Source organism: Nocardioides piscis (assembly GCF_011300215.1).
GTDB lineage: Bacteria > Actinomycetota > Actinomycetes > Propionibacteriales > Nocardioidaceae > Nocardioides > Nocardioides piscis.
On record NZ_CP049866.1, the window covers coordinates 2,493,393 to 2,514,645 of the forward strand.

General features: G+C 70.3%; 22 protein-coding genes. 8 read left to right on the forward strand and 14 right to left on the reverse strand.

The features are described 5' to 3' along the window. The first annotated feature begins 42 nt into the window (after positions 1-42). Genes G7071_RS19310 through G7071_RS18720 form a run of 3 tightly spaced genes read left to right on the forward strand, consistent with a single transcriptional unit; the run spans position 43 to position 3,706 of the window. Positions 43-654 (forward strand): LLM class flavin-dependent oxidoreductase, encoded by a 612-nt coding sequence (locus G7071_RS19310; RefSeq protein WP_246209986.1) that lies wholly within the window; start codon positions 43-45, stop codon positions 652-654. Next, the gene (locus G7071_RS19315; protein WP_246209987.1) at positions 651-1,064 is read left to right on the forward strand and encodes a hypothetical protein; all 414 of its coding nucleotides are present in this window, start codon (positions 651-653) and stop codon (positions 1,062-1,064) included. Before G7071_RS19310 ends, G7071_RS19315 begins: the two co-directional genes overlap by 4 nt. A 44-nt stretch (positions 1,065-1,108) precedes the next feature. After that, a complete protein-coding gene (locus G7071_RS18720; RefSeq protein ID WP_206062785.1) occupies positions 1,109-3,706 on the forward strand; it encodes a thrombospondin type 3 repeat-containing protein in 2,598 nt (865 codons plus the stop codon). Between the two features lie 31 nt (positions 3,707-3,737). On the opposite strand, the gene G7071_RS12290 is transcribed toward G7071_RS18720, so the two are convergent. Then, entirely contained in the window at positions 3,738-4,904 is a 1,167-nt protein-coding gene (locus G7071_RS12290) for a choice-of-anchor Q domain-containing protein (RefSeq protein WP_166319187.1), read from the reverse strand. A 43-nt stretch (positions 4,905-4,947) separates the two neighbouring features. Here G7071_RS12290 and G7071_RS12295 point away from each other — a divergent pair, with 43 nt between their 5' ends. Next, on the forward strand, positions 4,948-5,574 hold the full coding sequence (locus tag G7071_RS12295) for a GyrI-like domain-containing protein (RefSeq protein ID WP_166319190.1): 627 nt from the start codon (positions 4,948-4,950) through the stop codon (positions 5,572-5,574). Between the two features lie 26 nt (positions 5,575-5,600). Here G7071_RS12295 and G7071_RS19320 read toward each other — a convergent pair whose 3' ends face one another. Continuing rightward, a complete protein-coding gene (locus G7071_RS19320; protein ID WP_246209989.1) occupies positions 5,601-5,954 on the reverse strand; it encodes a hypothetical protein in 354 nt (117 codons plus the stop codon). Here G7071_RS19320 and G7071_RS12300 point away from each other — a divergent pair. The 3 genes from G7071_RS12300 to G7071_RS12310 all read left to right on the forward strand — a co-directional run bounded on the left by G7071_RS12300 (position 5,841) and on the right by G7071_RS12310 (position 8,531). After that, positions 5,841-7,853, forward strand: a complete 2,013-nt coding sequence (locus tag G7071_RS12300) for a carbon starvation CstA family protein (protein ID WP_246210642.1) — start codon at positions 5,841-5,843, stop codon at positions 7,851-7,853. The genes G7071_RS19320 and G7071_RS12300 overlap by 114 nt on opposite strands. After that, positions 7,850-8,035, forward strand: coding sequence for a YbdD/YjiX family protein (locus G7071_RS12305; RefSeq protein ID WP_166319193.1), 186 nt, complete (start codon positions 7,850-7,852; stop codon positions 8,033-8,035). The genes G7071_RS12300 and G7071_RS12305 overlap by 4 nt, the downstream gene beginning before the upstream one ends. 112 nt (positions 8,036-8,147) lie before the next feature. Next, positions 8,148-8,531 carry a VOC family protein gene (locus G7071_RS12310; RefSeq protein ID WP_166319196.1) on the forward strand — a complete coding sequence of 128 codons (384 nt, stop codon included), beginning with the start codon at positions 8,148-8,150 and terminating at the stop codon, positions 8,529-8,531. A 14-nt stretch (positions 8,532-8,545) separates the two neighbouring features. On the opposite strand, the gene G7071_RS12315 is transcribed toward G7071_RS12310, so the two are convergent. Next, entirely contained in the window at positions 8,546-11,011 is a 2,466-nt protein-coding gene (locus tag G7071_RS12315; protein WP_166319199.1) for an excinuclease ABC subunit UvrA, read from the reverse strand. Positions 11,012-11,136: 125 nt separating this feature from the next. Here G7071_RS12315 and G7071_RS12320 point away from each other — a divergent pair, with 125 nt between their 5' ends. Beyond that, positions 11,137-11,799 (forward strand): hypothetical protein, encoded by a 663-nt coding sequence (locus tag G7071_RS12320; protein WP_166319202.1) that lies wholly within the window; start codon positions 11,137-11,139, stop codon positions 11,797-11,799. A gap of 105 nt (positions 11,800-11,904) precedes the next feature. Here the strand turns inward: G7071_RS12320 and G7071_RS12325 are convergent, their stop codons facing one another. From G7071_RS12325 to G7071_RS12375, 11 genes are all read right to left on the reverse strand, one after another. Then, complete coding sequence (locus G7071_RS12325; protein WP_166319205.1) at positions 11,905-12,465, reverse strand: GNAT family N-acetyltransferase; 561 nt, start codon at positions 12,463-12,465, stop codon at positions 11,905-11,907. Positions 12,466-12,472: 7 nt separating this feature from the next. Further along, complete coding sequence (gene catC / locus G7071_RS12330) at positions 12,473-12,754, reverse strand: muconolactone Delta-isomerase (protein WP_166319208.1); 282 nt, start codon at positions 12,752-12,754, stop codon at positions 12,473-12,475. A 4-nt stretch (positions 12,755-12,758) separates the two neighbouring features. Then, the gene (gene catA, locus G7071_RS12335) at positions 12,759-13,622 is read right to left on the reverse strand and encodes a catechol 1,2-dioxygenase (RefSeq protein WP_166319211.1); all 864 of its coding nucleotides are present in this window, start codon (positions 13,620-13,622) and stop codon (positions 12,759-12,761) included. A gap of 47 nt (positions 13,623-13,669) precedes the next feature. Further along, on the reverse strand, positions 13,670-14,770 hold the full coding sequence (locus tag G7071_RS12340; protein WP_166319214.1) for a mandelate racemase/muconate lactonizing enzyme family protein: 1,101 nt from the start codon (positions 14,768-14,770) through the stop codon (positions 13,670-13,672). After that, on the reverse strand, positions 14,767-15,660 hold the full coding sequence (locus G7071_RS12345; protein WP_166319217.1) for a LysR substrate-binding domain-containing protein: 894 nt from the start codon (positions 15,658-15,660) through the stop codon (positions 14,767-14,769). Before G7071_RS12345 ends, G7071_RS12340 begins: the two co-directional genes overlap by 4 nt. 141 nt (positions 15,661-15,801) lie before the next feature. After that, positions 15,802-17,148, reverse strand: coding sequence for an MFS transporter (locus G7071_RS12350; protein WP_166319220.1), 1,347 nt, complete (start codon positions 17,146-17,148; stop codon positions 15,802-15,804). A 94-nt stretch (positions 17,149-17,242) separates the two neighbouring features. Beyond that, positions 17,243-17,794, reverse strand: coding sequence for a nuclear transport factor 2 family protein (locus G7071_RS12355; protein WP_166319223.1), 552 nt, complete (start codon positions 17,792-17,794; stop codon positions 17,243-17,245). Positions 17,795-17,797: 3 nt separating this feature from the next. Continuing rightward, on the reverse strand, positions 17,798-18,439 hold the full coding sequence (locus G7071_RS12360; protein ID WP_166319225.1) for a 3-oxoacid CoA-transferase subunit B: 642 nt from the start codon (positions 18,437-18,439) through the stop codon (positions 17,798-17,800). Further along, positions 18,436-19,215 (reverse strand): CoA transferase subunit A, encoded by a 780-nt coding sequence (locus G7071_RS12365; protein ID WP_166319227.1) that lies wholly within the window; start codon positions 19,213-19,215, stop codon positions 18,436-18,438. The genes G7071_RS12360 and G7071_RS12365 overlap by 4 nt, the downstream gene beginning before the upstream one ends. Continuing rightward, positions 19,212-19,988, reverse strand: coding sequence for a 3-oxoadipate enol-lactonase (pcaD, locus tag G7071_RS12370; RefSeq protein WP_166319229.1), 777 nt, complete (start codon positions 19,986-19,988; stop codon positions 19,212-19,214). The genes G7071_RS12365 and pcaD overlap by 4 nt, the downstream gene beginning before the upstream one ends. Continuing rightward, complete coding sequence (locus G7071_RS12375) at positions 19,985-21,202, reverse strand: acetyl-CoA C-acetyltransferase (RefSeq protein ID WP_166319231.1); 1,218 nt, start codon at positions 21,200-21,202, stop codon at positions 19,985-19,987. The genes pcaD and G7071_RS12375 overlap by 4 nt, the downstream gene beginning before the upstream one ends. Positions 21,203-21,253: the final 51 nt, after the last annotated feature.

A 21,253-nucleotide genomic window follows, 5' to 3' on the forward strand; every position in this document is an offset into this window, starting at 1 on the left:
CACGCGCGGGAACATCCGCGCCCTGCCCGCGTTGCAGCCTTCGTGAAGAAGATCGGATTCCTCAACTTCGGCCACTGGACCGACTCGCCGCACTCCCAGGTCCGGACGGCGTCGGACGCGCTGCTGCAGTCGATCGAGCTGGCGGTCGCCGCGGAGGAGCTGGGAGCGGACGGGGCGTACTTCCGGGTGCACCACTTCGCCCGTCAGCTGGCCTCGCCCTTCCCGCTGCTCGCCGCGATCGGCGCGCGCACCACACGGATCGAGATCGGCACCGGCGTCATCGACATGCGTTACGAGAACCCGCTCTACATGGCCGAGGACGCGGGCGCCGCCGACCTGATCGCCGGCGGTCGACTGCAGCTCGGGATCAGCCGGGGGTCACCGGAGCAGGTGATCGACGGGTTCCGCTACTTCGGCTATGCCCCTGCGGAAGGCGAGGAGCCCGCCGACATGGCCCGCAGGCACACCGCCGTCTTCCTCGAGGTGCTCAGGGGCCAGGGGTTCGCCGAGCCCAACCCGCGCCCGATGTTCCCCAACCCGCCCGGGCTGCTGCGCCTGGAGCCGCACTCGGAGGGTCTGAGGGAGCGGATCTGGTGGGGGCGGCCTCGGACTCCACCGCCCGCTGGGCGGGGGAGCAGGGCATGCACCTCATGAGCTCGACCCTCAAGGCCGACGAGAGCGGCGAACCGTTCCACATCCAGCAGCGCAAGCAGATCGAGACGTTCCGCGACGCCTGGCGTGAGGCCGGGCACGTCCACGAGCCGCGCGTGTCGGTGAGCCGTTCGATCATGCCGATCACCACCGACCTCGACCGTGCCTACTTCGGTCACGAGGGCCGCAGCCAGGACCAGTTCGGGCAGATCGAGCCCACGATGCGCGCAGTGTTCGGTCGCAGCTTTGCCGCCGAGCCCGACCGTCTCGTCGAGGAGCTGCTCGCGGACGAGGCGGTCGCTGCCGCTGACACCGTGCTGCTGACCGTGCCCAACCAGCTGGGCGTGGACTACAACGCCCACCTGCTCAGGTCTGTCCTCGAGGACGTCGCCCCGGGTCTGGGCTGGCGCTGAGTCCGGGCCCGTAACCAATCGGGGCATGATGAGTTTCACCTCACATGCATCAGGGTCCAGCACTCCTCGCCGCCTCAGTCCTCGTCGCAGCCGCGGGGCTCACGGCCACCGCAACGGCCGGTCCGGGGGCCGACTACGTCGGTCCCTACTTCGGGGACAAGAACCTGCCGCCCGGCTGCATCAAGGACATGAGCAGGGACAACCCCGACAACGACTGCTTCCACGGCAAGGTCGGTCTGAACACGCTGGACTCCCCGAAGATCGACGTCGCGGTCCTCGTCCCCGCCTCGCCCACCGCCGAGCGCGACCTGCGGATCATGCGACAGGCCGCCGAGGCGTGGGAGGGCGGCATCGACTACCTCTCCGGCGAGATGGGGCTCGACTGGCTGCGGGACGGGGTGGACTTCCACATCTCGCCCGACGTCGTCAGCCTCAGCGAGGGCGAGGAGCCGAGCACCTACCCGCTCTACGACCCGGAGATCGTCATCCTGGCCACCAACCCGGTCGGTGGCATCGGCATCGGGGTCGACCCGACCTACCTGACCGACGAGCTCGGCGTCTTCGACGAGAACGGGGCTCCCTGCCACAACATCCCCAACCCGTTCTCCCTCGACACCTGGGAGGGGATGCCCGGCTATGACGGGCACCACGGCGAGGGCGGCGGCTACTACGTCGAGGACTGCGGCGGCGCCGGCGGCAACGTCTGCTTCTCGGTCAACGGTGCGATCGACCCGGTGCCGGGCAAGACCGACACGTTCTCGCTGTTCGACCTCGTCCTGCACGAGACCGGTCACTGCCTGACGCTCGGACACGTCGGGGACGGGGCCGAGGGGGAGTGGGGGCCCGTTCCCACCAACGACATCATGGCCTACAGCGCCGACCCGCCCGGACAGAGCAAGTGCGTCTCGACCCTCAACGTGGAGGCGTTCGCCACGCGGATGAGCCGCTACCTCGACGTCGACGGTGACGGCGCAGTCAGCGAGAGCGACCACCAGGAGGCCAACGACGTGGCCGGCGACGGCTCCAACTCCTTCCAGGTGCAGCACCCCGACGACCACCTCTATGCCTCCTCGACCGGATCCGTGTTCGACTGTCCCCAGCCCGACGTCGGGCTCGTCCCGGGCGCACGCACGGACTGGACGCCGGATCCGGTCGCGACGACCGATCCCGTCCTGACGGTCGCCACCCCTGCTCATGGTGCCGAGACCGCCGACGGACACGTGCACGTCGCGGGCACGGTCGAGCGCCGGCCGTTGGACGCGCCGCCCACGTCATCGACCGTCTCCCACGACGACCCCGACAGCGACTCCCTCACCCCCGTGACCGACCTGCTGAACCTGCAGGTCGAGGTGAGCGACCTCGACGTCGTCGCCACCGTCAAGGTGAGCCAGCTCTGGCCCGAGGACGCCGTCAGTCCGGCGAAGTATGGCGTGAGCATCGGTGGTCGGGAGATCGAGTCGACGATCCCCGACCCGCGAGACCCCGCCGGAGTGGTCACCTACGACCACTCGATGGAGACCAACCTGCCGAGCGAGTGGTCGCAGTGGGACCCCTCGGCCAACACCGTGACCTTCCGCATCCCGCGCAGCTACCTGTCACAGGCCAGGATCGACGCGCCGTACGACGTCTTCGCCCTCACCAGCTATCGCTCGCCGTCGAACATGTGGACCGTCGTCGCCGACGACCGGGCGCCGGACCAGGGCGCGGTGGGGGTGGCCGCACCGCAGGGTGAGCCCGACGGCACGACCACCGGTCTCTCGTCCTCGAGCGACGGACCGGCCGCCTCGGGCGTGCTCGACTCGACCGTCCTCGAGCAGCCGGACGGCAACACGTTCACCGTGGCCGACAGCACCCTCGGCGTCACCGGCGGGGCAGGGCACACCTTCAGCCTCGACGTCCCCGAGAAGAGCACGGTCGAGCTCCTGCTCAGCTGGCCGGACGCGAGCGACCTCGACATGTATGTCACCGGGGCCGTCCAGGGCCAGGCGGCGTCGGCCGGGCAGCCCGAGCGGGTCGTGCTCGAGGACGTCGAGGGCACGCTCGACATCCGGGTCGACCCCTACCTGGTCCTCGGGGTCCCGTCGACGAGCTACACCCTCCTCGCGACCGTCGTGGCGACCGACAGCGGAGGTGGCGGCGAGCGTCCCGACACCGACAGTGACGGCGTCCCGGACGACTCGGACGCCTGCCCGGACGTCTCCGGTCCGGGGAGCGCGGGCTGCCCGCTGCCGTCCGACGAGAAGGTGACGGTCTATGTCGACGGCGCAGCCGCAGGCAGCCAGGACGTGGAGTCCAGCAACGGCCCGGACGACTTCGCCCTGGACGTGACGGTGCCCCACGGATCGCACGAGGTCACGACCGTCTGGACCCAGGACGACGAGGTGCTCGCCACCGACGTCCGCACTGTCGTGCACACGGCACCCGGTGTCGACCGCGACTCCGACGGGGTCGCCGACAGCTCGGACAACTGCGTCCGTCAACCGAACGCTGACCAGTCGGACCGGGACGAGGACGGGGCAGGGGACGCCTGCGACTCCGACATCGACGGCGACGGGCACTCCAACGCGAAGGAGAAGGCGCAGGGCACCGACCCCTACGACGCGACCTCCTATCCGGGGAGGAAGAAGTCCGGCCTGCTCTGACGGCCGGGCCGGTCCTCGCCAGACCGGGGGGTCATTGCCGCTCGAAGGCCCCGAGGTCGATCCGACCGATCTGGGGGCGAGGCACCTGCCGGGTCGGGTGGACGTATTCCCAGCGGGCGCGCCAGCGCCTCGGCAGCCTCGCACCTCGGTCGACCGCGGGTGAGCCGGGCCGCAGCCTGAAGTCGTCGTCGGCGGGATCGACGAAGCCGCGCAGCCCCACCCGGTGGTTGGCGCGGGACGAGACCCCGGTGAGGTCGGTGAGGGCTCCCGGCCCGACGAGGAGGTTGGTGCGAAGGTCGGCCCTGCTGCCCGCGGCGAGGCCGACGTAGGTGCCGGTCGAACGACGGTTGACCAGGGTGTTGTTCACGACCCACAACCGGCTCGAGGCGTTGGTGAGTCCCTCAGCGCCATACGAGATCAGGGTTGAGTTTTCCGAGCTGGGCCCCTGGATGATGGTGTTGCCCGCGACCAGCGAGCGGCCGCCGTTGGGCAGGTCGATCGAATAGCTCGCGGTCGCGTCGGCGTCGGTGATCCGGTTGCCGACGATGGTGTTGGTGGCCGCGCGCGACTTCAGCTCGTGGCCGACGTCGGCACCCCACAGGAAGCTGCCCGTCACCGTCAACGAGCGCACGGCGCCGATGTAGAGGTTGTGGGTGTAGCCGTCACCGGCGCCGCTGCGGAAGAACCGGGAGCGACGGATCACGATGTCGCTCTCGGGGTTGGCGCCGGACAGGATGCCGTTCTGGTTGTCGTGGAACCAGCTGCGGGTGACGGTGAGCCCGGCGCCCTCCTGGCGGATGCCCGCGCCGTTCTGGTCGGGCACGGTCGCCCCACTGAACTCGATGCGGTCCACCGTGGTTCGGTCGCCGGCGATCACCCAGATCGCCTTGTCCTGGGCGCTCTGCCCGTCAGCGCGCAGGTGGGCACGGCCGCCTTCACCGCGAAGGGTCAGGTCGTCCTGGGTCCAGGTCGCCACGTCACCGACGTAGCTGCCGGCGTCGATCAGGACCGTGTCACCGTCGCCGGCGACCGCAGCGGCGGCGCTGGGGGTCGCGAGCGACCTGTCCGGGCCGACCCGCCAGGTGCGGGGCTCGCGCTCGACGGCAGCCGTGGCGGACAGCGGAGTGAGGCCGAGCACTGTGCAGAGGAGTGCTGCACGTGCTGCTCGTGCTGCCATAGGTTTGCTGGTGGACTGCATCGGGCCATTGTGGCGGTCGGGGCAGGGCGCGAGGACGGGGACGATGGACAAGACGGACTTCAAGAAGACGCTCGAGAGCTATCAGGCACGGCACGGGGAGTTCCTGGTCCTCGACGTCGCGCCGATGCGCTACCTCATGGTCGACGGCCGAGGCGACCCGAACAGTGGCGGGGAGTATGCCGACGCGCTGGAGGCGCTCTATCCGTTGGCCTACAAGCTCAAGTTCGCGAGCAAGCAGGAGCTGGACCGCGACTACGTCGTGCCGCCGCTGGAGGCGTTGTGGTGGGCACCCGACATGAAGGTCTTCACCTCGGCCCGGGACAAGTCGAAGTGGAGCTGGACGGCGATGCTCATGGTCCCGGACTGGGTCACTGACGAGATGTACGGCGACGCCGTCGCCATGCTCGCGAAGAAGGATCCTCCCGCCAGCCTCGGCGGGGTCAGGCTCGAGACCCTCGAGGAGAACACCTGCGTGCAGACGCTCCACATCGGCTCCTACGACGACGAGGCGGACGTGCTCGCCGAGCTGCACGACGAGTTCATCCCGGGCGCCGGCCTGCGGATGACCGGCAAGCACCACGAGATCTATCTCAGTGACGCCCGCAGGGTCGAGCCGTCGAAGCTGCGGACCATCCTGCGCCAACCCGTGGAGCGCAGCCCCTTGTCCTGACGGGCGCCGGAGGAGTAGAGAACAGGCTAGGGATCGCGGCCCGCCGGGGCGCGCCCGCGCAGGAGGAGGACGCGCCATGGCCAGCCAGTCGACGTACGACCCCCGCCCCCGGGCCCGACGAGCAGCTCGCGGATGACACCGAAGTCGATAGCCGTCTGGTCGGCAGTCGCGATCGTCGGGGCGATCTGCTGGGCAGTCCTCGCCCTCTCGCGGGGGAGGAGGTCTCGGCGCTGTGGATCCTCTTCGCTGCCCTGTCGTCCTATGCCATCGCCTATCGCTTCTATGCCCGGTTCATCGCCTACCGCGTCCTGGGTGTCGACGACACCCGCGCAACGCCGGCGGAGCGTCACGACAACGGCCGCGACTTCGACGTCACGCACCGGCACGTGCTCTTCGGTCACCACTTCGCGGCGATCGCGGGGGCCGGGCCGTTGGTCGGCCCGGTGCTGGCCGCGCAGATGGGCTATCTGCCCGGCACGATCTGGATCATCGTGGGAGTCATCCTGGCCGGTGCGGTGCAGGACATGGTGGTGCTGTTCTTCTCGATGCGACGCGACGGCAAGAGCCTGGGCCAGATGGTGCGCGAGGAGATCGGCGTCGTCGGCGGGATCGCAGCCCTGATCGCGGTGTTCGCGATCATGATCATCATCTTGGCCGTGCTCGCGCTGGTCGTCGTCAACGCCCTCGCCGAGTCGCCCTGGGGCGTCTTCTCGATCAGCCTGACGATCCCGATCGCGCTGTTCATGGGCTTCTACCTGCGGACCCTGCGCCCGGGGCGCGTCTCGGAGGTCACTGCGATCGGCGTCGGGCTGCTGTTGCTGGCGATCATCGGTGGTGGCTATGTCGAGCAGATGGGGCTCGAGGACGCGCTGACCCTGTCGAAGGAGCAGCTGACGCTGGGGCTGGTCGTCTATGGCTTCGTCGCCTCGATCCTGCCGGTGTGGATGCTCCTCACCCCGCGCGACTATCTCTCGACGTTCATGAAGATCGGCGTGATCGTGCTCCTGGCCGCCGGCCTCGTGCTCGCCAACCCGATCCTGCAGCAGGACGCGGTCTCCGACTTCGCGCTCGAGGGCACTGGCCCGGTGTTCGCCGGCAAGCTCTTCCCGTTCGTGTTCATCACGATCGCGTGCGGCGCCCTGTCGGGCTTCCACGCGCTCATCGCGTCGGGCACCACGCCCAAGATGGTCGCGAAGGAGAGCCAGGTCCGGATGATCGGCTATGGCGGGATGCTGATGGAGTCGTTCGTGGCCATCAGCGCCCTGATCGCGGCCTCGGTGATCGACCCGGGCCTCTACTTCGCGATCAACAGCCCAGCAGGGGCCACCGGGGCGGATCCGGCGACCGCGGCGGAGTTCGTCAACGGCCTGGGCTTCACGATCACCCCCGACCAGCTCACGGCAGCGGCTGCGGCGGTCGAGGAGGAGACGCTGATCTCCCGCACGGGTGGGGCTCCGACGTTGGCATACGGCATGTCCCAGGTCTTCACCGAGGCCTTCGGCGGTGGGCTGGCCGCCTTCTGGTATCACTTCGCGATCATGTTCGAGGCGCTGTTCATCCTGACTGCCGTCGACGCCGGGACCCGGGTCGGACGGTTCATGCTGCAGGACACGGTCGGCAACGTGTGGCCGAAGTACGCCGACCTGTCCTGGAAGCCGGCCTCGTGGTCGGCCAGCGCGGTGGTCGTGGGCCTGTGGGGCTACATGCTGTACGTCGGTGTCACCGACCCGCTGGGCGGGATCAACCAGCTGTTCCCGCTCTTCGGCATCGCCAACCAGCTGCTCGCCGCGATCGCCCTGACCCTGTGCGTGACCCTGCTGATCAAGCACGGCAAGGTCAGGTGGGCGTGGGTGCCGGGCATCGGCCTGGCCTGGGACCTGGTCACGACCATGACCGCGAGCTATCAGAAGGTGTTCTCCGACAACCCGGCCATCGGCTACTTCACCCAGCGCGAGCGCTATGCCGACGCGCTGGACGCGGGCGAGGTCCTGGCGCCGGCGACCAGCGTCGAGCAGATGGAGCAGGTGGTCTTCAACTCCACCCTGAACGGGATCCTGCAGGCGTCCTTCGCCCTCCTGGTGATCGTGGTGGTGGCCAATGCCGCCCTCATCTGGTTCAAGGCCGTGCGCGCGGGAGGCCTGCCCACCACCGAGGTGCCGTGGCAGGAGTCGCACCTCGTCGCGCCCTCCGACTTCTTCGCCACGCCCGAGGAGAAGGAGGCCGTGCGGGAGTGGGAGGCCGCAGGCCACGGCCGCATCCCGAGCGGGGGTGGACGATGAGCGGGGTGCTGCAGGCTGCCCGCACGCTGCGCTGGTATGTCCGGCAGCTCACCGGCGAGGCCAAGTGGGACGAATACGCCGAGGAGTGCGCGCGGCGCGGGGAGGAGCCGATGTCGCGCCGGGAGTTCGAGCGTCACCGCGACCACGAGCGTGAGCACGCCCCCGGCGCACGCTGCTGCTGAGGGAGAGGACTCCGCCCTGACGTCTATTGGGGAAATGTCCGTCGGATCGACACCGGAGCCCCGAGCAGGTGTATCAGGGAGCGACGGGGACCCCACGACCCAAGGAGAAGCAATGCTCACCGACAGCCTGGTCACTGCCAACGTCCCAGCCGCCGACCTGGAGCGGGCCCGCGGCTTCTACGCCGACGTGCTCGGCCTCACCCCCGCCGAGGAGAACCCGGGTGGCCTCGTCTACACCACCAGTGGCGGCACCACCTTCTTCCTCTACCAGACCGAGTACGCCGGTCAGGCGGGGCACACGATCGCACAGTGGCACGTCAAGGACGTCGATGCCGAGGTGGAGGACCTGAAGGCCAAGGGCGTCTCCTTCGAGCACTACGACATGCCGGGCGTGACGTGGGACGGCGACGTCGCGACGATGGAGGGGATGGGGCGCGCCGCGTGGTTCAAGGACAGCGAGGGCAACATCATGTGTCTTGACGACGCGAACGCCTGAGCGCCAGCGCAGCGTCACGACCCGCCCAGGCGGCGCGCCAGGTATCGCGCCAGGTATTTCGCGGTGACGCCCACGCCCGCCTGCGCGACGTCGCTCGGGGTGCCGGAGGCGATCACCCGGCCGCCGGCGTCGCCGCCCCCCGGACCGAGATCGACGACCCAGTCGGCCGTGGCGATGGTGTCGAGGTCGTGCTCGACGAGGACCACGGTGTTGCCGGCGTCCACCAGCCGGTGCAGCTGACGCAGCAGGAGGTCTGTGTCGGACGGGTGCAGGCCCGAGGTCGGCTCGTCGAGGAGATACAGGCTGTGGCCCCGGTTGGCGCGCTGCAGCTCGGTGGCGAGCTTGATCCGCTGCGCCTCACCGCCGCTGAGCTCGGTCGCAGGCTGTCCCAGCCGGAGGTAGCCCAGCCCGACCTCCTGCAGCGTCGTCAGGCCACGTGCCGCCGCGGGTGTGTCGCCCAGGAACTCGGCCGCGTCGTCGACCGACATCGCGAGCACGTCGGCGACCGTGCGGTCGCGGTGGGTCACCTCCAGCGTCTCGGCGTTGTAGCGGGCGCCGTGACAGCTCGGGCACGGCGCATAGGTGCTGGGGAGGAACACCAGCTCGACCGACACGAAGCCCTCTCCCTGGCAGGTCTCGCACCGTCCCTGGGCCACGTTGAAGGAGAACCGGCCGGCGCCGTACCCGCGCTCCCTGGCGAGCGGGGTGGCGGCATAGAGCCGTCGAACTGCATCGAACAGGCCGGTGTAGGTCGCCAGGTTGGACCTCGGTGTCCGGCCGATGGGGCGTTGGTCGACCACGACGAGGCGGTCGAAGGAGTCGATGCCCGAGACGTCGAGCACCTCAACGTCCCCGGTCACGGGGTCGTGCTCGTGCTCCTCGTCGGCCTCGACCGGGGGCTGGCCCAGGTGGCGGCGGACGACCTCGGCGAGCACCTGCACCACGAGGGTCGACTTGCCGGAGCCGGAGACGCCGGTCACGGCGGTCAGTGCGCCGAGCGGCACGTCGAGGGTGACCTTCTGGAGGTTGTGGCGCGAGACGCCGCCGAGGTGCAGCCAGTGGGAAGGGGTGCGGGGTGCGTGCTCGAACTTCGCGACCCGTCCGAAGAGATGGGCGCTGGTGGCCGATTCCGAGACCTCCTCCAGGCCGGCGATCGGGCCGGAATAGAGCACCCGTCCGCCGCCCTCGCCTGCGGCGGGTCCGATGTCGACGACCCAGTCGGCCCGGCGTACGACGTCCATGTCGTGCTCGACGACGAAGAGCGAGTTGCCGGCCGCCTTGAGACGGTCGAGGACGTCGAGGAGCGGCTCGGCGTCGGCCGGGTGCAGCCCCGCGGACGGCTCGTCGAGGACGTAGACGACGCCGAAGAGACCCGAGCGCAGCTGGGTGGCGATCCGCAGGCGTTGCGCCTCGCCCGGCGAGAGGGTCGTGGAGCTGCGGCCCAGTGCCAGGTAGCCGAGACCGAGGCCGAGCAGCACCTCGATCCGGGACACGAGGTCGCCGGTGATGCGCCCGGCGACGTCGTCGCTGTCATCAGTGACGGACGGCCGCAGGAGGTCGGCCAGCTCGGTGAACGGCAGTGCGTTGGCGTCGGCGATCGAGACCCCGGCGAAGGTGACCGCGAGGGCCTGGGCCCTGATGCCGCTGCCCGCGCAGGCCTGGCAGGAGGTGCTACGCACGAACTGGAGCATCTTGTCGCGCATCTTCTCGCTCGGTGAGCCGGCGAGCACCTTGCGGACGTGGCGGCGGGCGCTGGTGAAGGTGCCGTGGTAGTCCCGGCCACCGCCTCCGTCCTTGTCCTGCGGCCGGATCAGCACCGAGGGCTGCTCGTCGGTGAAGAGCAGCCACTGCTGGTCCGAGCGATCGAGCTCGCGCCACGGGCGGTCGACGTCGATGCCGAGGTTCTTCACGATGCGTCGCAGGTTGTGCGCCTGCCAGGCGCCGGGCCAGGCGGCGATCGCGCCGTCACGGATGCTGAGCGAGACGTCGGGGACGAGCAGGTCCTCGGCCACGTCGTGCACGACGCCGAGGCCGTGACATTCCGGGCAGGCGCCCGCGGCGGTGTTGGGCGAGAACGCCTCGGCGGCGAGGTGGTCGGCACCGGCGGGATATGTGCCGGCCCGCGAATAGAGGATCCTCAGCAGGTTGGACAGCGTGGTGATGGTCCCGACCGTGGACCGCGAGCTCGCCGCCCCCCGGCGCTGCTGGAGGGCCACCGCCGGCGGCAGGCCCGAGATCTCCTGCACGTGCGGGGCGCCGACCTGGTGCAGCAGGCGACGGGCGTATGGCGCCACGGACTCGAAGTAGCGACGCTGCGCCTCGGCATACAGGGTGCCGAAGGCCAGCGACGACTTCCCCGAGCCGGAGACCCCGGTGAAGGCGACGATGGCGTCGCGGGGGAGGTCGACGTCGACGTCACGCAGGTTGTGCTCCCGCGCGCCGCGGACCTGGACGAACCCGTCGCGCTGTTCAATCGTCATCTGGACTGTCTAGTCGATCGGGACAAAGTTGAGAAATGTCACCGATCGACCCATCCGTCCCGCCCTCCGGCCACGAACCCCTGCAAGACGAGCAGCGACTCGTGACATCCACGAAGGGATCGACGATGAAGCTCAACAGGACCAAGACGGCTGTCGGCGGAGCGCTCCTGCTCGCCACTGCGGCTGTGGCCGGCACGATGGCCACCGGCTCGGCGGTGAGTGCTGGCAGCTCTGTCAGCGCCGCTGACGCTGTCGAGACCAAGGGTCGCATGACCGCTCTCAACAACTCGAACATCGCAGGCTCCAGCGAAGCGGTCGTGAACGGCCGTCGGGTGACCCTCGACATCGACGCTCGCAAGGTGCTCAAGGGCATGCCGCACGCGCAGCACATCCACTTCGGGGCCACGGCCCGCAACGAGTGCCCCTCGGCGTCGGACGACAAGAACAACGACTTCCGCCTCACCACCACCGACGGGGCGCCTGCCTACGGGCCCATCCGCATCTCGCTGACCACGAAGGGAGACACCAGCGCCAAGAGCGGCCTGGCCGTCACCCGGTTCCCGACTGCGGACAACGGCAAGATCACCTACAACCGTCAGGTCAAGACGTCGAAGGCAGTGGCCCGGGCGATCGCCCGCGGTGAGGGCGTCTACGTCGTGCACGGTGTCGACTACAACGGCAACGGGAAGTACGACTTCGAGGGTGCTGGCAAGAGCGAGCTCGACCCGAGCCTGCCGGCCGAGGCCACCGACCCCGCCGCCTGCGCGGTGCTGAAGGTGCAGAACTAGGTCCCACGACCCGGTGTAGCGGCGGCACCTCGCTGCTTCCCAAACCTGGGCCGAGCATGGGCCGGTCCGGACTGCGACTGACGCAGTCCGGATCGGCTCTTGGCGTCACGTGGGGAGGTCGACCCCGTGTGGGTGCCGAGCGTCGACCGCCGGCAGCCTGACCACCACCTGCGTGGTCCCTGACTCGGCGGCGCCGACCTTCACCTCACCGAGGCGACGCAGCATCGCGAGCGAGGCGTGGTTGTCGGCCCTGACTACCGTGACGATCCGCTCCACGCCCGGAGGGCGGTGCTCGACGAGGACGGAGAGCAGGGCCGTGGCCACGCCTCGCCCCTGCCAGGCGTCCACGACGGTCACCGCCACGTCCGCGGCGGTCGGATCGTCGGGATAGCGGATGATCCGGGCGAGGCCCAACGGCAGCTCGGTGCCGTCCTCGGTGGTCGCCAGCATCACCAGCGCCACGTGGTCGAGTCCGTCGACGTCGTCGACGAGGTGGTCGAGCATCGTCTCGGTGAGTGCCGGGACTCCGGCCAGGAACCGGTCGAACCGGGTCCGGGCCGACAGGTGCTCGTACTCGTTCTGGAGGGCCTCGCGGTTGGCCGGCAGCAGGGGGACGACCACGGCCTCGGTGCCGTCGCGCAGCGCAACCGGCACCAGGTCGTCCATGAGCTGCTCAGCCCTCGATGGCGCTGGGGTGCTTGGCCAGCGGAGTGACCGAGATTTCCATGTAGGGGAACAGTGGCAGCCCGGACAGGAGCTCGTGAAGCGCGTCGTTCGACTCCACGTCGAAGATCGACACGTTGGCATACTCACCCACGACCCGCCACAGGTGCGGCCAGCGACCGGATCGCTGCACCTCCTGGGCAAAGGCCTTCTCGCGGGCGACCAGGTCGGCCTTGACCCCCGCGTCCATGTCCTGGGGGATCCGGACGTCCATCCGCACGTGGTAGAGCACCGGGTCAGCCTTTCATGGGGTCGAGCACGAAGTCATAGGCGACGCTCGCTGTGCCGTGGGCCTGCGTCTGCGGGTCGAGGATCAGCTCGGGCTTGACGGCCGAGGCGATGTCGTCGTCGTTGTGCTCGTCGCCGGGGAAGTAGAGCTGGGCGGTGAGCAGCTCGTGGCCGGGCGCGGAGACCTTGACGTGCAGGTGGGCCGGGCGCCAGGCGTGCCAGCCCGCTGCGGCGATCAGCTTGCCGCAGGAGCCGTTGGTGGGGATCTGGTAGGGCGCGGGCTGCACGGTGTGGATCTCGAACGCGCCGTCGTCGCCGGTGGTGAAGGTGCCGCGCAGGTTCCACTCAGGGATGCCGGGCGCGAACTGGGAGTAGAAGCCGTCGGAGTCGGCGTGCCACAGCTCGACCTTCGCGCCGCCCAGGGCGGAGCCGTCGGTCGAGGTGACCCGACCGGTCCAGGTCAACGGGGTGCCGCCCTCGCCCTCGCGCATCGGGATGGTCCCGGTGGCGCCCTGCTCGGGTGCGTCGGGGACGTAGTAGGGGCCTTCGATCGAGCCCTTGTTGCCCTCGCGGTGCTCGGTGTTGACCTCCTCGACGACGTGCTCGAGCCAGACGTCGAGGAACAGCGGCCACTCGCCGTCCTCGCCGACGTCGATCATCCAGGCCTTGAGCGCGTTGAACTCGTCATAGGTGACCTTGTGCTTGCGGACGACTGCGTGGACGGCGTCCAGGACCTCGCGGGCGAGGGTGTCGACCCGCTCGGCGGGGACGTCCCTGACCGCGTCGTAGGGCGACTTGTCGGTGTGGAAGCGCTCGGTGGCGCTGGCTCCTGAGGCTGCGGCGGTGGCTGCCTCGTGGGCGGTGGTGCTCATGGCGGTGCTCCTAGCGGTGAGGTGGTGTGAGGTTCTGGTGGGGTGACTCAGTCCTGGCGGAAGCGGGCGAGCTTGTCGGGGTCGATGACGGCGCCCAGACCGGGGCCGGACCTCACCACGAGCTCGCCGCCACGGATCTCCAGCGGCTCGGCGAGCAGGTCGTCGGTCATGTCGAGGAAGTTGGAGAGCTCTCCGGCACGTCGCGAGGTCAGCTCGAAGGCGGAGCCGAAGGCGACCGAGCACAAGGAGCCGAGCTGGCCGTCGATCTGGTTGCCCATCACGACCTCGACGCCCAGCCCCTCGGCGAGGTGGTGCACCCGGCGGCTCGTGGTGAAACCGGTGCGGGCGGTCTTGATGCTGATCGCGTTGGCCGATCCGCCGAGCACCTCCCGGGTCACCTCGGCCGGCGTGACTGCCGACTCGTCGGCGACGAACGGGACGTCGACCTGTTGCACGAGCCACCGGCGGCCGATCAGGTCGTCGGCCGGGCACAGCTCCTCGGCGAGCGTGAGGTCGAGGTCGGCCATCTCGCGCATGGCCCGCGCGGACTCCGAGGGGGACCAGCCACGGTTGCCGTCGACATAGAGCTCGACCTCGTCACCGAAACGCTCCCGCAGCGCACGCACGACGGCCGTGTCGAGGGTGAAGGGGCGCCGACCGACCTTCACCTTGAACGTGGTGATGCCGTGGAGGTCGCGCATCCGCTCGGCCTCGGCGACCATCGCTGCGGGCTCGTCGAAGCCGAGCATGTGGGAGACGCGCATCCGGTCGGTGTAGCCGCCGAGCAGCTCGGTGACGCCATAGCCCAGGGACTGGCCGAGCGCGTCCCAGATCGCCATGTCGAGGGCGGACTTGGCGGTCGGGTTGCCCACGGTCCGGCCGAGTCGCCCGTGGATCTGCTCCCGCTCCATCAGGTCCAGCCCGATCAGCTGGGGGGCGAAGATGCCGTCGATGACGGCCACGATGCCGACCTGTGTCTCGCCATAGGTGAAGGGACGCGGGGGCGCCTCGGCGACCCCGACGACGCCGTCGTCGGTGGTGACGCGCACCAGCACGTGCTCGGCCACGTGCACCTCGCCGCTCGCGAACTTCAGCGGCTTGGCATAGGGGATGGCGAAGGGGATCGCCTCGACCTGGGTGATCTTCATCGGCTGATCCCTTCGACGGGGGTGGGCACCAGGGCGTCGACGACGGCGAGGACGGCCGGGTTGGTCTCCCCGGTGCGCCAGGCGATGGCGAGCTCGACGGTCGCGGCGTCGGCGACGTCGCGGAAGACGACGCCCACGAGCGGGGCGGCCCGCACCGAGGCCGGGACGAGCGCGACCCCGAGGTCGGCGGCGACGAGGGGCAGCAGCACGGAGACACCGGCCGCCTCGTGCTCGCGGTGGGGCACGAAGCCGGCGGCACGGCAGCTGCGCTGGACCGCGTCGTTGACGGCTGAGTGGGTGCCCGCGAACAGCACGAACGGCTCCGAGCGCAGGTCGGCCATCGTGATGACCGGCTGGGTGGCGAGCTCGTGGTCGGCCGCGACCGCCAGCACCAGGGGCTCGGACTCGATGACGCGCAGCTCCAGGCCCTCGCCGGTCATCGGGGGCCGCAGCACGCCCACGTCGAGACGCCCGTCGTGCAAGCCGTCGACCTGGGCGGGCGTGAGCAGGTCGGCATGGATCTCGAGGGCCATCCCGGGCAGCTCCCGCTTGACGATGCGAGCCATCCGGGGGAGCTGGGTGTGGGCGGCGCTGCCGGTGAAGGCGATCCGGACCAGCCCCTGGCGACCCTCGGCAATGCGGCGCACGCCGCGCACGCTGTCCTCCACGGCGGCAAGGATGCGCGCGACCTCGACCTGCAGGAACTCCCCGGCCGTGGTCAGCCGCACGTGGCGGGTCGTGCGCACGAACAGCGGGGTGCCGAGCTCGGCCTCGAGCTGGCGGATCGACTGCGAGAGGGCGGGCTGGGCCATGTGCAGGCGCTCTGCAGCACGGCCGAAGTGGCGGGTGTCCGCCACTTCGGCGAAGTAGCGCAGGTGCCTGAGCTCCACGGATCTTCCTCTTCTTCCAGATGGTGACGCCGCTCACGTCCGCGGCGATCGGTTCACGGTACGTCCGGGTATTGGGTCGGCACAAAGACCTGTTCGACGGCCATTGATCGATCGCATCGATCAATGGCCGTCCAGGTGGGCTCACTCCCGGTGGGAGTCCGTGAGCCCGGTCCGGTAGGTCTCCGGCGCGAAGAACGCGGACACGAAGGTGATGCTCGCCAGCACCACGACATAGATGCCGACCGGCCAGGACGCGCCGCCGCTGGCAGCGGCAAGGCTGACCGCGATGAGCGGAGCGAAGCCGCCGAAGAGGATCGCGGCGAACTCGCGGCTGACGGCCGCACCGCTGTAGCGGCTTGCGGTGCTGAAGAGCTCGGAGAGGACCACTCCCTGGACCCCGAACATGATGCCGACGCTGCCGCCCTGGGCGAGCGCGAGGGCGAGCATCGCCAGCAACGGCTGCCCGGAGTCGACGAGCCAGAAGAACGGGAAGGCGAACGCTGCGGCATACACCGCACCGACCAGGAGCACCGGGCGCCGACCGAAGCGGTCGGAGGCGATGCCGGCGAGCGGGGCGGTGATCATCACGACGACGCCGGCGATCAGCAGGCCGGTCGTGCCGGTGACGCGGTCGTAGCCCGCATCGGCCATGTAGGAGAGGGCGAAGACCTGGTAGAGGTGGCTGAACGAGAGCGGCGCCGCGACCAGGCCCATCACCAGCAGCATGCTGCGCCACTGGGTGCGGACCAGGGTCAGGAGCGGGGCCTTCGCCGGGGCGGCCTCTTCGGTGACCTGCTCGAAGGCGGGGGTCTCCTCGAGGCGCAGCCGGATCCAGAGGCCCAGGAAGATCAGCAGCATGCTGGCCAGGAACGGCAGCCGCCAGCCCCACGAGGCGAACTGCGCGTCGGTCGTCACCGAGGTGGTGAGCAACAGGGCACCCGATGACAGCACGAGACCCAGGTAGACCCCGGCGGCCGAGAACGAGCCGAACAGCCCGCGTCGTCCTGGCGGTGCGTATTCCACGGCATAGACCGAGGCGCCGCTGTATTCCGCGCCCGAGCCCATGCCCTGGAGCAGTCGCAGCACGACCAGCAGGATCGGGGCCGCGATGCCGATCGTCGCGTATGACGGGATCAGTGCCATCGCGGTGGTCGAGAGGCCCATCAGCATCAGCGTGGCGATGAGGGCTGGCCGACGGCCGTGCTTGTCACCGATGTGGCCGAAGACCATGGCACCGATCGGCCGGGCGACGAAGCCGACGCCGAAGGTGGCAAGCGACAGCAGCAGCGAGGTCGACTCGGAGGCGTGGGGGAAGAACACCTGACCGAAGACCAGGGCGGCCGCGGCGCCGTACAAGAAGTAGTCGTACCACTCCAGGGCGGAGCCGAGGAGGACGGCACTGCAGACGCGCCTGAGGGTGCCGCGGTCCGCGACGGGTGCCTGGTCGTTGCCCGGCGGGGGTGCCGAGGTCTGGATGGTCTGGGTCATGGGGAGCCTCCGGAGGTGGGTGTGGCGAACGGGTGGTGCGGGCAGGGAGCAGCACGACGGCACGCACGCGTGCCGTCGGTCGGAACGGGCGGGATCAGCCGCCCTGGGGGGTGGTGCGCTCGAGCGTGCGTTGGTCGGCCGCGGCGCGGGCAGGGGCCCACCCGAAGCGCCCGGGTGCCCAGTCCTCGTCCGAGGGCACCCAGTAGAAGAACGTCACGCGACGCTCCGCGAAGCGCCACCGGCCGTCGTCACACCGGACCATCTGGTCGGAGTAGCGGCCGGCGGCGACGTGGGCACGACCGTCGACGACGCACGGCTGGTCGAGCCACGTCTGTCCGGTCGCAGCGTGGGCTGGTTGGCCCACGAGGTCGATGGTCTCGTTGGAGGAGAAGTGCCACCACGCCGACAGCGGTCCGGTCTGGAGGTCGGCGAAGAAGGTGCGCAGCTCGTCGTGGCCGCGCGCCGTCGAGAGGCCGACGAAGGCGCCGTCGGGGGTGAAGAGGTCGACGAGGTCGTCCCAGCGGCCGTCGTCGAGTGCCTGGCAGTAGTGGGCGCGCAGCTGCCCGATCGCGTGCAGGTCCTCGAGCCGCACGACACGGGCAGCGAGGTCGACGTCCGAGCCTGGACCGGACAGGGGAGCGGTCATGGCTCAGACCCCGACCGGGAGCCGCAGCGGGGCGCTGATCCTGGCGGCGACCTCGTCGGCCGTGACGCTCGGCGCGAGCTCGACGAGCTCGAAGGAGTCGCCGGCGACGTCCAGGACCCCCAGGTCGGTGATGACGCGGGAGACGACGCCGCGGCCGGTCAGGGGCAGGTCGCACGACTCGAGCAGCTTGGGAGCACCGGTCTTGGTGACGTGCTCCATCAGCACGATGACGCGCCGTGCGCCGCTGACCAGGTCCATGGCGCCGCCCATCCCCTTCACCATCGAGCCGGGCACCATCCAGTTGGCCAGGTCGCCGTTCATCGCGACCTGCATCCCGCCGAGGACGGCGGTGTCGATGTGGCCACCGCGGATCATCGCGAAGCTCAGCGCGGAGTCGAAGTAGGTCGCGCCCGGCAGCACGGTGACGGTCTGCTTGCCGGCGTTGATCAGGTCGGGGTCGACCTCGTCGTCGTAGGGGAACGGACCGACGCCGAGGATGCCGTTCTCGGCGTGCAGGGTGACCGTGGACGAGGCCGGCAGGTGGGTCGGGATCAGCGTGGGCAGGCCGATGCCGAGGTTGACGTATTCGCCGTCGTGGAGCTCGAGCGCCGCTCGGGCGGCCATCTCGTCGCGTGTCCAGCTCATGCGGTGATCTCCTCACGGGGGCGGGTCGTGCGCTTCTCGATGTCCTTGGTCGCGGCCTGCTCGGGGGTGAGCTCGACGACGCGCTGCACGAAGACGCCGGGGAGGTGGACCTCGTCGGGCCCGAGCTCGCCGACCTCGACGACCTTCTCGGCCTCGACGATCGTCAGCCGGCCGGACATGGCCGCGGGCACGTTGAAGTTGCGGGCAGAGGCGTTGAAGACGCAGTTGCCGGCGCGGTCCGCGACCGCGGCTCGCACCAGCGCGACGTCGGCGACGATCGACTCCTCGAGCACCATCTCCTTGCCGTGGAAGGTGCGGACCTCCTTGGGCTCGGAGGCGAGCGCGACGGCGCCGTCGGCGTCGTAGCGCCAGGGCAGGCCGCCCTCGGCGACCATCGTGCCGACCCCCGTGGGGGTGAAGAAGGCACCGATCCCGGCACCGCCGGCGCGCATCCGCTCGGCGAGGGTGCCCTGCGGCGTGAGCTCGACCGTCAGCTCGCCGGAGAGGTACTGCCGGGCGAACTCCTTGTTCTCGCCGACGTAGGACGCGATGACCCGGCTGATCCGGCGCTGCTCGAGCAGCAGGCCGAGGCCCGCACCGTCGACGCCGCAGTTGTTGGACACCACGGTGAGGTCGTCGGCGCCCTGCTCGAGCAGCGCTGCGATCAGGAACCACGGGATGCCGACGAGGCCGAAGCCACCGACGGCAAGGCTGGATCCGCTCCTGATGTCGGCGACGGCGTCAGCAGCGGAGGCGGCGACCTTGTCCAGGCTCATGCGGGATCTCCTGCGAGGTGGGCGATGATCGCCGGCGTGATGGTGGCGGGCTGCTCGGCGTTGGCCAGGTGGGCGGCCTCGGGCACGACGAGGAGCCGGCCGTCCTGGACCGCGTCGGCGATCTCCGCGAGGTTGGGCGGAGGGGTGGCCGGGTCGTCGGCACCCGCGATCGCCAGCGTCGGCGCCGAGATCGTCGGCAGGTCGGGGCGCAGGTCCATGGTCGCGATGACCTCGCAGCAGGAGGCGTAGCCCTCCGCAGGGGTCGCGGCAACGAGGCCCTCGCTGCTCGCCTTCATGTCGGGATTGGCGTCAAGGAAGGCGGGCGTGAACCAGCGCTGCACCACGGCCTCGGCCACCGCGCCGGTGCCCTGCCCGCGCACCGTGGCGGCGCGGTCGTGCCAGGCGCTGGCGGGCTCGAGGTGGGCCCCGGTGCACAGCACCACGAGCCGCTCGACCCGCCCGGGGTTGCGCGCGGCGAGGCGCATGCCGGTCATGCCGCCGAGCGACAGACCGACGAAGTGCGCCCGGTCGACGGCCAGCGTGTCGAGCAGCGCGACGACGTCGTCGGCGAGGTCGTCGATGGCGTAGGGGCCGTCGGGGACGGGGGAGCCGCCATGCCCGCGGGTGTCGTAGCGCACGACCCGGAAGTGCTCGGCGAGCGCCTCGGCCTGGGCGTCCCACATGCTCATCGTGGAGCCGAGCGAGTTGGACAGGACGACGACGGGTGCGTCGTCGGGCCCGGTGACGACGTGGTGGACGGGGACGGCGGTCATGAGGCGACCCTCTCGAAGACGGCGGCCAGGCCCTGTCCGCCGCCGATGCACATGGTCTCGAGGCCATAGCGGGCCTCGCGGCGCCGCATCTCGTGGGCGAGCGTGGCGAGGATCCGACCCCCGGTCGCGCCGACGGGGTGGCCGAGCGAGATGCCCGACCCGTTGGGGTTGAGGCGCTCGTCGGTGGCGTCGATCTTCCACTCCTCCAGGCAGGCGAGCACCTGGGCGGCGAAGGCCTCGTTGAGCTCGATCACGTCGATGTCGTCGAGGGTGAGTCCGGCACGCTCGAGGGCCGCCGCCGTCGCGGGCACCGGGCCGATGCCCATCACCTCGGGGCCGACACCGGCGACCGCCCAGGACTTGAGGGAGAGGAGCGGTCGTAGTCCGCGACGCTCGGCCTCCTCGCGGGTGGTCACCACGCACATGGCGGCCCCGTCGTTCTGGCCACTGGCGTTGCCGGCGGTGACGGTCGACCCGGGATCGATGCCCTGGCGGACCGGACGCAGCGCGGCGAGCTGCTCGAGGGTGGTGTCGGGACGGGGGTGCTCGTCGCGATCCACCACGACGTCGGGCCTGCCGCGACGGCCGGGCACGCTGACGGCAACCAGCTCGTCGGCGAACTTGCCGGCGTCGTGGGCGGCGCCGGCGCGCTGCTGGGAGCGGAGCGAGAACTCGTCCTGCTCCTCGCGGGAGATCGAGTAGTCGCGGCGGAGGTTCTCAGCCGTCTCGAGCATTCCGCCCGGGACGGGGTGGCCCTTGCCGCCGGCCGTCTCGCGAGCACGGACCAGACGGTCCATCAGCTCGACGCCGCCGCTGCGGACTCCGGTCCGGAGCCCGAGGGCGTAGTGCTCGACGTTCGACATCGACTCGACACCGCCGGCCACGATGACGCTGCCGGCGCCGCTGGCGATCTGCGCGGCGGCATAGAGCACTGCCTGGAGCCCGGACCCGCACCGGCGGTCGAGCTGGAGGCCCGGGACACCGGTCCCGAGGCCGGCGTCGAGCGCCGCGATCCGACCGATGGCCGGGTTCTCGCCGCTGGGGTAGCAGTTGCCCAGCACCACGTCGTCGACGTCACCCTCGGTCAGGCCGGTACGTCGTACCAGCTCAGCCAGGGTCTGCGAAGCGAGGTCGACAGCGGTGAGCGAGGCCAGTGCTCCGCCATACCGCCCCACGGGGGTGCGGATGGGTTCACAGATCACGATGTCGGGCATGGATCGACCGTAAGCAAGATCACCAATATTGAGAAGTATCCATTTCGCAGT